This is a genomic window from Stenotrophomonas sp. NA06056 (assembly GCF_013364355.1).
In the GTDB taxonomy this organism is placed as follows: Bacteria; Pseudomonadota; Gammaproteobacteria; order Xanthomonadales; family Xanthomonadaceae; genus Stenotrophomonas.
The window spans coordinates 2,801,776-2,814,533 of sequence record NZ_CP054931.1 but is presented as its reverse complement, the minus strand read 5'-3'; the positions used below and the strand labels follow the sequence as shown (position 1 = coordinate 2,814,533).

Here is a 12,758-nt window from a genome sequence, read left to right as displayed (position 1 = left end):
CGCAGTGGCGGCGTTGGTGGGCATTGTGAAGATCGAGCGACGCTGTGCTCAATCCTCAGGGTGTGTCTCTATGTAACACTGTCGCCGAGACGGCGTATCAGCAGGTATCCCGCGTTGCGGGGGATACAGTGGTACGCATTGGCCTGGATGCGGTTCAGCTGCCGACACGGGATGATTCGCGACATGGAGACTGAAAACCCGATGCACCGTTTGCTGATCGTCGATGACGACAACGATATCCGCACCCTGCTGGCCGAGCAGCTCGGCCGTGCGGGCTACCAGGTCAGCACCGCCGCTGATGGCACCAGCATGCGCCAGCTGCTGGAACGCGAACACGTGGACCTGATCGTGCTCGACCTCAACCTGCCGCGCGAAGATGGCCTGACCCTGTGCCGCGACCTGCGCGCACGCTCGAACACGCCGGTGATCATGCTCACCGCGCGCGCCGAGCCGATCGACCGCGTACTCGGTCTGGAAATGGGCGCCGACGACTACCTGGCCAAGCCGTTCGAGCCGCGCGAACTGCTGGCGCGCATCCGCAACGTGCTGCGCCGTACCGAAGCGCTTCCTGCCAACCTTGAGCCGCTGGCGGTGCGCCGCGCACGGTTCTCGCGCTGGATCTTCGACCTGGAGCATCGCCACCTGGTCGACCCGGACGGGCGCGTGGTGGTGCTGTCCGGCGCCGAGTTCCGCCTGCTGCGGGTGTTCATCGCCCATGCCAACAAGGTGCTCTCGCGCGAGCAGCTGGTGGCGCTCAGCAGTGGCCGCAACTATGAAGCGCAGGACCGGGCGATTGATCTGCAGGTCAGCCGGCTGCGTAACAAGCTGGCCGATGACGGTGGCCCCGATGGCCTGATCAAGACCGTGCGCAATGAAGGCTACGTACTGGCCTCGGCCGTCAACCTGGAATAAGCCGCGATGAAGCGCCTGCGCCACTTCCTGTCCTCGATGGTCGGACGACTGTTCGTGATCCTGCTGCTGGGCATGAGCGTGGCCGCGATCGGCGCGACCATGCTGGCCAGCTCCAAGCGGCAGCAGGAATTCGAGCGGCAGAACCTGAACCGCATCGCCGACCGCCTGCAGGGCTACATCAACCTGCTGGACGGCAACCCGGAGCTGCGCGAGCGGCTGCTGGAGATCGGTGGCCCCAGCGTGCGCGCACTGCAGCCCGGCGCGCGCATCGGCCGGGCCGACAAGGCGCTGATGGAGGTACTGGAGGATCGCCCCGGCCCGGTATCGCGGGCGCACGTGCATTTCGCCTCGTTCCGTTCCTGCATTCCCAAGCTGCAGGACCTGCTGCCGCCGCCGCCGCCGGGCCACCGCAAGCCGCCACGCGAACGCGATCCCACCTTCATCCCGCCCAAGTGCCGGGCGGTGGACGTGGTGCTCAACGACGGCACCTTGCTGAAGCTCGCTCTCGATTCACCAGCGATCGCGCACAACGGCATCCTCGCCGTGGACCCGCTGTTCCTGACCTTGCTGGTGCTGGCCATCGCCGTGCTGGCGTACGTGGTCGCACGCATGGCCAGCGCGCCGCTGCAGGAACTGGCGGCAGCCGCTGAGGACCTGGGCGATGACCTGCAGCGGGCACCTTTGCCGCTGCGCGGGCCGCGCGAAGTGCAGCGCGCCGCCGAAGCCTTCAATGCCATGCAGCACCGGCTGCAGCGCCACCTGGCCGAACGCACGCAGATGCTGGCAGCGATCACCCACGATCTGCAGACACCGCTGACCCGCTTGCGCCTGCGCCTGGAAAACGTGACCGACGAAACCTTGCGCGAGCGCCTGATCGGCGACCTGGCCGCGATGCAGGCGCTGGTACGTGAGGGCCTGGAACTGGCGCGAAGTGCGGAGAGTGCCGAACAACGCGCCGCGCTGGACCTTGATTCGCTGCTGGAGAGCATCGTCGAGGACACCGCCGAGGACGGCGCCGACGTCGTCTTTGAAGGCCGCAGCGGCGCAGTGCTGATGCTGCGCCCGTTGGCGATGCACCGTCTGTTCTCCAACCTGGTGGACAACGCGGTGATGTACGCACAGCGCGCCCGGGTACGCGTCGAGCGCGGCGAGGGCACGATCACGGTGGTCATCGCCGATGACGGCCCCGGGCTGGCGGATGACCAGCTGGAGGCGGTATTCGACCCGTTCGTGCGGGTGGAGACGTCACGTTCGCGCGAGACCGGTGGTGCCGGCCTGGGCCTGACCATCGCCCGTGCGCTGGCCGAAAAGGACGGTGGTCGGCTGTGGTTGCGCAACCGTCCCGAGGGTGGGCTGGAAGCGGTGGTGCAGTGGTCAACGAGTGCCGAGGCCCGGTAGCAGCGGAGATTTCTGTCCAGGCCCGGTTGTGCCGGGTGCGGTGACGCCAGCGACAGGGTTTGCCCTATCATCTGCGTACTTCCCCATTCTTCGTCCGATGAGCCTGCCCGTTCCTGCCGGCATGCCGCCCTGCGTGGTGCGGCCAATCCTGTTCGCGTCTGCCGTCACCACCGGCATCCGCAGCTGGCCGCCGCCGCTGCGCTGATGGGCGGACAGGGGGCAGGAGGGCGCCGGGCGGGGCGCCACACGGAAAGGATCGGTCGCCTGCTGCGACTGGGCATGCTGTGGCTGTTGCTGGCGATTGCCGCGCCGCTGGCCGCGCAGAGTGGCGCGCCGCCACTGCGCGACTACGCCATCGACGTGTGGACCTCGCGCAATGGTCTGCCGCACAACTCGCTGCGCGACATCGCGCAGACCCCGGAAGGCCACCTGTGGTTCGCCACCTGGGAAGGCCTGGTGCGCTACAACGGGCTGGATTTCACCGTGTTCGACCGCAGTACCCGGCCGGGGTTGCGCGACAACGGCATCGGCGCGCTGCTGGTCGACCCGCAGGGCGGGCTGTGGATCAGCGATTCGCGGGGCAATGTCAGCCACCGCGGCAGTGATGGCCAGTGGCGGGTCTGGGAGCACCGGCCCGATACGCCGCAGGTGCTGATCCAGTCCATGCAGATGGACAGCCAGGGGCGCCTGTGGCTGCTGTATGAAGGCAAGGGCATCGCCTATCTGACCCCGGACAAGGGCATCGTCTACCAGCGTCCACCGCCGGACCTGCCGCTGGCGATGAGTTTCACCAAGATGGCGGTCGACGCGCAGGACCGGGTCTGGATCGGCACCCTCGACGGCCTGCTGCTGCGCGACAACGACGGCGTGCTGCAGCGCGCGCCGGCGGCATGGGGCGTGGACAAGGGGCTGTCGTGGCCTTATCGCGCGCCCGATGGCGCACTGTGGATCGTCGCCGGCGAGCGTCTGTACAAGGTGGAGGACGATCGCCTGGTGCTGGTGCACCGGCTGCCCGGCCAGCTGCATTTGACCGCCATGCTGCAGGACCGTCATGGCGACCTGTGGCTGGGCACCGAGAACCAGGGCCTGCTGCGCATCTCGGCGCACGGCCTGGAACGCCTCCCGGCGGGTCTGAACCTGCCCGGCGGGCGTGTGGTCAGCCTGCGCGAAGACGCCGAGGGCAGCATCTGGGTCGGCGCCAACGGCGGCCTGTACCGCCTGCGCGAAACCCTGTTCAGCAGCTACACCGAGCGTGACGGTCTCAGCGGCGACTATGTGCGCACCGTGTTCGAGGACCGCGACCGCAAGCTCTGGGTGGGCAGCGCCAGCGGCCTGGACCAGCAGACCGCCGATGGCCGCTTCCGTCCGGTGCCGCTGCACAACCGCGGCGGCAAGGCACCGTCGGTGCTGAGCCTGGCCCAGGACCCGGGCGGCGACGTGTGGGTGGGCACCTTCGGCGATGGCATCTACCGGTTGCATGCCGATGGCCGCCTGCGCCACAACTACGCGGCGGCCGATGGCCTGCCGGGCGGCAACATCCGCGCGATCAGCATCGCACCTGACGGCGTGGTCTGGGCGGGCACGCAGAAGGGCGTGGTGCGCATCGAGGGTGACCAGGTAAGCGTGCCCACGGTTCCCGGCATGCCGGGAGGCCTGACCACCGCGCTGGAACACGATCACCAGGGAAATCTGTGGATCGGCACCATTGAGGGCATCCGTGTGCTGCGCGGTGATCGGGTGCAGTCGATCGACCTGGCGCCGCTGGGCGGTGGCCGCAGCGTGTTCGGTTTCCACCAGATCGGCGATGCGATGTGGATCAGCAGTGACCGCGGGCTGTACCGCTGGCAGGGCGGCAGGCTGGCGCGCGTGGGCCTGGAGCAGGGCATGCCGGTGGATGCGGTGTTCCAGCTGGTGCCCGACCGCCTGGGCAATGTGTGGATCAGCAGCAACCGCGGCGTGCTGCGTACCGATATGGCGACGCTCAACGCCGTGGCTGACGGACGCGCGCCGCGGGTGACCGTGGAGCGTTACAACGAAATCGATGGCATGGCCAATGCGCAGGCCAACGGCAGCTCCGGCCCTTCGGCGATCCTGCGCAAGGACGGTACGTTCTGGGTGGTGACCGCCGGTGGCCTGAGCATGGTCGATCCGCAGCGGCTGCAGCGTTTCCGCGAACGTCCGGCACCCCCTGCGGCAATCGAGAACGTACAGGTCGACGGTGCGCCGGTGCACTGGGAGGGCCCCGAGCGCAATCTGATTCCCGGTGGGCGGCGGCTTGCGGTGAGCTACGTGGGCCTGAGCTACCTGATGTCCGACCGCATCCGCTACCGCACGCGGCTGGAGGGGCTGGACAGCGGCTGGGTAGAGCGTGGCCCGCAGCGCAGCGTGGAGTTCGTCGGCCTGCCGCCGGGCGACTACACGCTGCACGTGGCGGCCTCGCACCCGGGCGGTAGCTGGGGTCATCAGGAAGCGGTGTGGAGCTTCACTGTCGAGCCGTTCTGGTGGCAGCGACGCAGCGTGCAGGCGCTGATCGGGCTGGTGCTGCTGGCCGCGCTGGTGGCGCTGTACCGCTTCCTGCTGAAGCAGTACAAGGCCAGCAACCTGCGCCTGGCACGGCGCGTGGATGAGGCAACCTTCGACCTGCAGGCGCAGACCGTGCACCTGCAGGCGTTGAACCAGGAGAAGACCGAACTGGCCGAGCGCCTGGCGCGGCAGGCCGAGGCATTCGAACGACAGGCCCGCGAGGATGCGCTGACCCGGCTGGCCAACCGCCGCGGCTTCGACGAGGCGCTGGCCCGCGATTTCGCCCGTGCCCAGCGCAGCGGCCATCCGCTGTGCCTGGTGGTGCTGGACATCGACCACTTCAAGGACGTCAACGATCAGCACAGCCACAGCATCGGTGATGCGGTACTGGTGGAAGTGGCCCAGGTGATCGCCGCAGCCAGCCGTGACTCGGACCTGCCGGCACGCACCGGCGGCGAAGAATTCGCACTGCTGCTCAATGACACCCGGCTGGAGGAGGCGGCACAACTGTGCGCGCGCCTGCGTGGCCTGTTCCATGACCATCCGGACTGGGCCGGCATACCTGGCCTGCGGGTGACCTTCAGCGCTGGTCTGGTGGAACTGGATGGCGACGACCGCACCCCGGCGTTGCTGTACCAGCGTGCCGACCGCGCGTTGTACCGTGCAAAGAGTGACGGGCGGGATCGCACCAGCATCGGTTGATCGGGTGCGAAGCATCCACGCATGGCGTGGACCTACTGTAATGCCGACCAACGGTCGGCACCCACCACAGAAGTGACTCACCACAGCGCTAGCCGGCAGCATCGAGCGCAGCGACCCGCTGTTGCTCCCGCGTTTCTGATCTTTCCGTGGCGCCCAGGAACGTATCCGTGGCGCCCGGCCACACCCCAATTCGCTGTCAGCCCGCCACGAGGGGCTCCGCCGTTGGCCGCCTTACCGCGGCCAGGCGTTGGCGATCGTGCAGAACAACCGTGCCGTCTGCTCGGTGTCGTACACCGCGCTGTGCGCTTCGTTGGCATCCCAGCCCAGCCCGGCCGCGTTGGCCGCGCGTGCCAGCACTGTCTGGCCATAGGCGATGCCTGCCAGGGTGACCGTGTCGAACACACTGAATGGGTGGAATGGATTGCGCTTGTGCCCGGTACGGGCCACCGCCGCGTTGACGAAACCCAGGTCGAAATGGGCGTTGTGCCCGACCAGGATCGCGCGCTGGCAGCCGTACTTCTTCATCGCTGCGCGGACCGGGGTGAAAATGTGGTCCAGCGCTGCCTTCTCTTCCTTGGCCAGCCGGAACGGATGGTCGAGGATGATGCCGGTCACTTCCAGCGATTTCGGGTCGATCTCCAGACCCTCGGCCGGCACAACATGGGCGCTGGCGGTCTGGCCGGGGTAGAGCAGGCCGTTCTCGTCCATCTCGATCGGCACGGCAGCGATTTCCAGCAGCGCGTTGCGCTGGCTGTCGAAGCCGCCGGTTTCAACATCCACCACCACCGGCAGGAAGCCGCGGAAGCGTTGTGACATCGCGCGCTGCGCCTGGGGTACGTCGGAAACAGGGGCGGCGGCAGGTGCGGAAGTGGGGTCAGTCATGTACGGATTCTAGCAGAGCGACCCTGAGCACCCGGGATCCCGGCAGGTGCCAACCTTGGTTGGCACACTGCGCGCCGATCAAGGTTGGCGTCTACCGGAGCGCGGGCAGCGCCGTGGGGCCCGCCGGATACCACCGCGCCAGCAGCGCATCCACGCTCAGTTTCCCCGCGCCGGTGAACAGCAGCGGCAGCAGCATCGCCATGAACAGCAGCGGCAGCTTGAAGTTGCCAAAGCCCTGGTCGCTGATCGCATAACCCATCGCCAGCTCGCTCAGCGAGCTCCATTCGGCCGGCCAATGCACCGCGTACGTTGCCACGACCGTCAGCACCAGCAAGCTGGTGGCGGCAAAACGGGTACCGAAGCCAAGCAGCAGGCAGACCGCACCCACCAGCTCGAACCAGGTGGCCAACTGCCAGTTCAGCGCAGCGGGCAGCTGGTCGAACGGAAACGGGAATGCGCCCTGCAGGTCGGCGAACCAGTTCTCGCCATGCAGCTTCTCGCGTCCGGATTCGAAGAATTCCCACGCCAGCAGTACGCGCAGGCCCAGCGGGGCCAACCACGGGGCGAAACGGTCCAGCTGGCCGCGCGCGGCGGCCAGGGTCGGGGTCTTCATGGGTGAATCTCCTGGAAGGGGCGTCAGGGTGAAGCAGGGAGCGGGCCGATCACACCGGTACGCAGGAACTGCAGCAGCAGTTGTGCGCCAGGGGCGGCCAGGGTTTCGGGATCGAGATGGTGCAGGGTGGCAAGCTGCAGCAGCTGCTGTTGGCCGGTAGCGCCGGGTGCCTCGCCGATCAGGGTCAGCAGGTGCACCGCCAGGCTGCTGAGCGCGGCAAACCTGACCTCGCCATCGGCATCGCGGCGCACCAACAGGCCGGTGGGTTCTGCCGGCGCTTGCAGCGGTGCATCGTCGCTACCCAGTTGATGCACCGGCCAGTGATACAGCAGCGGCCAGGCCAGTGGCGAGCGCCGCAACGGCACCTGCAACGGGTCGATGTCGCCCGGTTCCGGCAACGGATCGGCCTGCAGCTGGTACAGCGCGGTTTCCACCCACTCGTAGTGGGCCAGTTCGGCCAGCGCTGGATGCGGCAGCTGCGGTTGCACCTGCAGCCATTGCACGAACTCGGCGGCCAGCTCGGTGAACAGCGGCGCCTGGCAATGATGGCTGGCGAAGTAGTGGCGCACCAGCGCACTCCAGGCCGGTTCGCCCAGCAGGCGCACGCAGACCGGGAAACCATTGCTCAACAATCCCAGCAGATTGTTGAACAGCAGGCGTTCGTACACGGCCACCCGGCGCGGGTCCATGCCGGGCGGCGCCGGTACCTGCGCCGGGTCGCGCAGGTGTGCGGTGAACGCGTGCTGCTGTGCGCGCAGTCGTTCCGGGTCGTCAGCCATGGGCTGCTCCGGCATGTACGGCCTGCAGGCGCTGGATGGTCTGCAGTTCGCCCCGCAGCTCGGCGTAGGGCGGGAAATTGAAGTCGCGTTCGAGCAGTGTCGGGCGTGCACCGATACGGGCATAGGTACGCGCCAGCAGGTCCCATACCGGATCGATCACCGCGCTGCCATGAGTGTCGATCTTCAGGTCGGGAGCGTCGTCCAGATGCCCGGCCACGTGCAGGCAGACGATGCGCTGCTCGGGCAGGCCGGCGATGAAGGCATCGGCATCGTAGCCATGGTTGCAGGCGTTGACGTAGACGTTGTTGACGTCCAGCAGCAGATCGCAGTCGGCCTCGGCCAGCACCGCATTGGTGAAGGCCAGCTCGTCCATCATCGGCTCCGGCGCGAGGTAGTACGACACGTTTTCCACGGCGATGCGGCGGCCGAGGATGTCCTGCACGCGGGCGATGCGTGCAGCGGTGTGGCGTACCGCTTCATCGGTGAACGGAATCGGCAGCAGGTCGTACAGATGGCCCTCGTCGCTGCAGTAGCTCAGGTGTTCGCTGTACAGCGGCACCCGGTGCTGTTCAAGAAAGGCACCCACCTGGGCCAGCAGCTGGGTATCCAGTGCTGCGCTGCCGCCCAGTGACAACGACAGGCCGTGGCAGCTCAACGGATGCCGCGCCGTCAGTTCGGCCAGGGCATCACCAGCAGGGCCACCGACACCGATCCAGTTCTCCGGCGCGCACTCGAGGAAATCGAAATCGCCGGCCGGAGCTTCGCGCAGGTCCTGCAGCAGGGCGCGGCGCAGGCCCAGGCCCACGGCCGCCGCGGGAAGCGGCGACCGCGGGTGGACGACGCCGGTGTTGACGTCAGTGCTTGGCACCGCACTTGCCTTCGCCGCATTTGCCTTCGGCTGCCTTCTTGTCGCCGGTCTTGGCCTTGGCACCGGCAGCTGCGCCGGCCGCCTTGCCCTTGTCGGCACCGCACTTGCCTTCGGCGGTCTTGCCATCGGCGCCACACTTGCCTTCAGCATGCTTGGTGGCGTCCGCGGCCATCTTGGTATCGGCAGCCTTGGCGTCGGTGCTGGCCTTGGCTGCCTGTCCTGCCACCAGATAGCCCTGGGCGAGGTCGCTCATGCTCAGGGCCGAGGCGGAAGCGGTCATGCCCAGGCCTGCGGCCAAGGCGGTGGCGGTCAGCAGGGACAGCGTCTTGTTGGAGGTGCTCATCGGTCGTGCTCCTGGGTGGTGGGCGGATGCCCGTGGTGAAGTGATGGTGCAGCGATCCTACTCAACGAATCCTCGCCAAGACCTCAAATTTTCGTGAGGTTTGTTACAGAAGGCGAGACCGGTGGCCAGTAGATCCACGCCACGCGTGGATGAATCGCCGGAACGCCCAGAAACAGGAAGGCCGCTGTCACCAGGACAGCGGCCACCTTGGAGTCAACTCCGGTGTTGCAGTGCGGTATCAGATATCGCCGGCGCTGGAGGTCTCGTCGCGCTTCTGGCGCGGCGGCAGCGGCTGTTCGCCATGCACCAGGAACCACACGTTCTCGGCGATGTTGGTGGCGTGGTCGCCCACGCGCTCCAGGTTCTTGGCCATGAACAGCAGATGGGTGCACGGCGTGATGTTGCGCGGGTCTTCCATCATGTAGGTCAGCAGCTCGCGGAACAGCGCGGTGTACTGCGCATCCAGGCGGGCATCGTCCTCGCGCAGTTCCAGCGCGGCATCGGCATCGTTGTCGCGGTACGCAGCGATGGCGCGGCGGACCTGCTGCGCGGCAAGACGGCCGAGGGCGCGCAGGCCCTGGATCTGCGGCAGCGGCGGTACCTTGCCCAGCGCGATGGAGCGCTTGGCGACGTTGGCCGCGTAGTCGCCGATGCGTTCGATATCGGCCGGAATACGCAGGCCGGCAAGGATCTCGCGCAGGTCGCGTGCCATCGGGCCACGCAGCGCCAGGCGCATCACGTCGTGGCTGATCTGCTGTTCCAGCGAATCGATCGCTTCATCGTTGGCGATGATGCGGTGGGCGGCGTTCTCATCGCGCTTCTCGATGACGTCCATCGACGCCTCCAGCTGGGCGACGGCCATCTCGCCCATGCGCACGATCTCGGCCACCAGGCGCTGCTGCTCTTCGTCGTAGCTCTTGACGATGTGGTCGTTGGGAAGGTTCATGGTCTGCAATCCGGGTAGAGCCAGGCCATGCCTGGCTGGGACATAGGGCAAAGAAACAGGCCGATCAGCCAAAGCGGCCGGTGATGTAATCCTCGGTCTGCTGCTTGGACGGCTGCGAGAAGATCACTTCGGTGCGGTCGTGCTCGATCAGGTCGCCCAGGTACATGAAGGCGGTGTAATCGGACACGCGCGCGGCCTGCTGCATGTTGTGGGTGACGATCACGATGGTGTATTCGTGCTTCAGTTCTTCCACCAGCTGTTCGATGCGGCTGGTGGAGATCGGATCCAGCGCCGAGGTCGGCTCATCCAGCAGCAGCACCGACGGGCGCAGGGCCACGGCACGGGCGATGCACAGACGCTGCTGCTGGCCGCCGGACAGGCCCAGCGCGCTCTGGTTGAGCTTGTCCTTCACTTCGTCCCACAGCGCGCCCTGGCGCAGCGCATGCTCGACACGGTCGGCCATGTCTGCCTTGGACAGCTTCTCGTGGTGGCGGATGCCATAGGCCACGTTCTCGAAGATGGTCATCGGGAACGGCACCGGCTTCTGGAACACCATGCCGACCTTGCTGCGCAGGCGGTTCATCGGATACTTCGGCGACAGGATGTTCTCGCCGTCGAGGATCACCTCACCGCGCGCTTCCAGCTTCGGGTACAGCGCATAGATGCGGTTGAAGATGCGCAGCAGGGTCGACTTGCCGCAACCGGACGGACCGATCAGCGCGGTCACGCGCTTTTCCGGGATCTCCAGGTTGATGCCCTTGAGGGCGTGGAACTTGTCGTAGTAGAAGTCCAGTCCACGCGCGGCGAGCTTGACCGGTGCCGGAGCGTGCAGGTTCTCGTGCGAGGCCGGCACCACGATGCGCTGCATCGGCACGGCGTTGGAAAGGTCGTTCATGGCGGTATCCACGGAAAGGTCAGTCATGGGAGATACGGTTGCGCAGCAGGATGCCGCGCGCAGAGAGGCTGACCAGCAGCACGAACACGGTCAGCACCAGCGCGCCGGCCCAGGCCAGCACCTGCCAGGATTCATACGGGCTGCCGGCAAACTGGTTCATCACCACCGGCACCGAGGCCATCGGCTGGAACACGTTGCTGTTCCAGTACTGGTTGCCGAAGGCGGTGAACAGCAGCGGTGCGGTCTCGCCGGAAATGCGGGCCAGTGCCAGCAGGATGCCGGTGATGATGCCGGCCGAGGCACTGCGGTACAGCACCTGCACGATCACCTTCCACTGCGGGATGCCCAGCGACAGGGCCGCTTCGCGCATCTGCGAAGGCACCAGGCGCAGCATCTCGTCGGTGGTGCGCACCACCACCGGCAGCACGATGAAGGCCAGCGACAGCGCACCTGCGAAGGCGGAGAAGCTGCCGCCGGTCTGCATCACGTACAGGGTGTAAACGAACAGGCCCAGCACGATGGACGGCGCCGACAGCAGGATGTCGTTGACGAAGCGGACCACGGTGCCGGCCTTGCGGGCGTTGCCGTACTCGGCCAGCCAGGTGCCGGCCAGCACCCCCAGCGGGGTGCCGATGCCGATCGCCAGCGCACACATCACCGCACTGCCGAAGAAGGCGTTGGCAAGTCCGCCTTCCTGCATCGGCGGCGGTGTCATCTTGGTGAACAGATCCAGGTTGATGCCTGCCAGGCCCTTGGAGGCCAGGGTGAACAGGATCCAGCCGAGGAAGAACAGGCCGAACAGCGCAGTGGCGCAGGACATCGCGATGGCGATGACATTGCCGATGCGGCGGCGCAGGTACAGGGAGTCAGCGGTGCTGGACATCAGTTGCCCTCCTTGCGGGACAGGCGCATCAGCATCAGGCGGGCGATGGCGAGCACCACGAAGGTGACGATGAAGAGGACGAAGCCGAGCAGCAGCAACGCCGAGCGGTAGGTTTCAGTGGCCTCGCCGAAGTCGTTGGCGATCAGCGCGGCAATGGTGGTGCCCGGTTCCAGCAGCGACGGCGACAGGCGCACGCTGTTGCCGATCACGAAGGCCACGGCCATCGTCTCGCCCAGTGCGCGGCCGAGGCCGAGGAACACACCACCGATCACCGCCGAGCGGGTGTAGGGCAGCACGATGTCCCAGCTCACTTCCCACTTGGTGGAACCCAGCGCGTAGGCCGATTCCTTCAGGCGGGTCGGCACGGTCAGGAAGACTTCGCGCATCACCGAGGAGATGAAGGGGATGACCATGATCGCCAGCACGAAGCCGGCGGTGAGCATGCCGATGCCCAGCGGCGGGCCCTGGAATACCGGACCGATGATCGGCCATTCGCCCAGGGTTTCGTTGAGGAACGGAGTGACGTATTCGGTCATCACCGGCACCAGCACGAACAGGCCCCACATGCCGTAGATGATCGAGGGAATGCCCGCCAGCAGTTCGATGGCGGTACCGACCGGACCCCGCAGCCAGCGCGGTGCCACCTCGGTGAGGAAGAAGGCGATACCGAAGCTGACCGGCACGGCGATGACCATCGCGATCAGCGCGGTGACCAGGGTGCCGTAGATCGGGGCGAGGGCGCCGAACTTGTTTTCGACTGGATTCCAGTCGGACGAGAAGAAGAAGCTCAAGCCCTGCATCTGCAGGGCGTGGCGACCACCCCACAGCATCGACAGTGCGGCGCAGGCCAGAGCGATCAGGACGAAGATGACGGTGCCGACCAGCACCCATCGGAACAGTTTGTCGTTGCGGGCATCACGCGTGTCACGCGTGGACGGGGCGGCTACAGGCTGGGCGATGGCATTCATGGGGACGGCAGGGCCAGGAAGGGGCGGGGCAGCACGATGTTCAGGA

Annotated in this window: 12 protein-coding genes; 3 read left to right on the top strand and 9 right to left on the bottom strand. The window is 66.9% G+C overall.

Annotated features, from left to right (window positions below):
- The first annotated feature begins 183 nt into the window (after positions 1-183).
- The 3 genes from HUT07_RS12655 to HUT07_RS12645 all read left to right on the top strand — a co-directional run bounded on the left by HUT07_RS12655 (position 184) and on the right by HUT07_RS12645 (position 5,535).
- Positions 184-912 (top strand): response regulator, encoded by a 729-nt coding sequence (locus HUT07_RS12655; protein WP_025875399.1) that lies wholly within the window; start codon positions 184-186, stop codon positions 910-912.
- 6 nt (positions 913-918) lie between these two features.
- Positions 919-2,310: an ATP-binding protein gene (locus tag HUT07_RS12650; protein WP_176021222.1), complete on the top strand. Its 1,392-nt coding sequence runs from the start codon at positions 919-921 to the stop codon at positions 2,308-2,310.
- 279 nt (positions 2,311-2,589) lie between these two features.
- Positions 2,590-5,535 (top strand): ligand-binding sensor domain-containing diguanylate cyclase, encoded by a 2,946-nt coding sequence (locus HUT07_RS12645; protein ID WP_254898861.1) that lies wholly within the window; start codon positions 2,590-2,592, stop codon positions 5,533-5,535.
- Between the two features lie 231 nt (positions 5,536-5,766).
- Here HUT07_RS12645 and rnt read toward each other — a convergent pair whose 3' ends face one another.
- The 9 genes from rnt to pstC all read right to left on the bottom strand — a co-directional run bounded on the left by rnt (position 5,767) and on the right by pstC (position 12,712).
- Positions 5,767-6,351, bottom strand: a complete 585-nt coding sequence (rnt, locus tag HUT07_RS12640; RefSeq protein ID WP_012510544.1) for a ribonuclease T — start codon at positions 6,349-6,351, stop codon at positions 5,767-5,769.
- A 157-nt stretch (positions 6,352-6,508) separates the two neighbouring features.
- Positions 6,509-7,030, bottom strand: coding sequence for a DoxX family protein (locus HUT07_RS12635; RefSeq protein ID WP_176021220.1), 522 nt, complete (start codon positions 7,028-7,030; stop codon positions 6,509-6,511).
- Between the two features lie 23 nt (positions 7,031-7,053).
- Positions 7,054-7,809, bottom strand: a complete 756-nt coding sequence (locus tag HUT07_RS12630; protein ID WP_176021219.1) for a putative DNA-binding domain-containing protein — start codon at positions 7,807-7,809, stop codon at positions 7,054-7,056.
- Positions 7,802-8,677 (bottom strand): DUF692 domain-containing protein, encoded by an 876-nt coding sequence (locus HUT07_RS12625; RefSeq protein WP_176021218.1) that lies wholly within the window; start codon positions 8,675-8,677, stop codon positions 7,802-7,804. The genes HUT07_RS12630 and HUT07_RS12625 overlap by 8 nt, the downstream gene beginning before the upstream one ends.
- Complete coding sequence (locus HUT07_RS12620; RefSeq protein WP_176021217.1) at positions 8,664-9,020, bottom strand: hypothetical protein; 357 nt, start codon at positions 9,018-9,020, stop codon at positions 8,664-8,666. The genes HUT07_RS12625 and HUT07_RS12620 overlap by 14 nt, the downstream gene beginning before the upstream one ends.
- 238 nt (positions 9,021-9,258) lie before the next feature.
- Positions 9,259-9,966, bottom strand: a complete 708-nt coding sequence (gene phoU / locus HUT07_RS12615; protein ID WP_025875384.1) for a phosphate signaling complex protein PhoU — start codon at positions 9,964-9,966, stop codon at positions 9,259-9,261.
- Between the two features lie 64 nt (positions 9,967-10,030).
- Positions 10,031-10,861 carry a phosphate ABC transporter ATP-binding protein PstB gene (gene pstB / locus HUT07_RS12610; protein ID WP_025875381.1) on the bottom strand — a complete coding sequence of 277 codons (831 nt, stop codon included), beginning with the start codon at positions 10,859-10,861 and terminating at the stop codon, positions 10,031-10,033.
- A 19-nt stretch (positions 10,862-10,880) separates the two neighbouring features.
- Positions 10,881-11,744, bottom strand: coding sequence for a phosphate ABC transporter permease PstA (gene pstA, locus HUT07_RS12605; RefSeq protein ID WP_032951813.1), 864 nt, complete (start codon positions 11,742-11,744; stop codon positions 10,881-10,883).
- Positions 11,744-12,712: a phosphate ABC transporter permease subunit PstC gene (gene pstC, locus HUT07_RS12600; RefSeq protein WP_025875378.1), complete on the bottom strand. Its 969-nt coding sequence runs from the start codon at positions 12,710-12,712 to the stop codon at positions 11,744-11,746. Before pstC ends, pstA begins: the two co-directional genes overlap by 1 nt.
- Between the last annotated feature and the right edge of the window lie 46 nt (positions 12,713-12,758).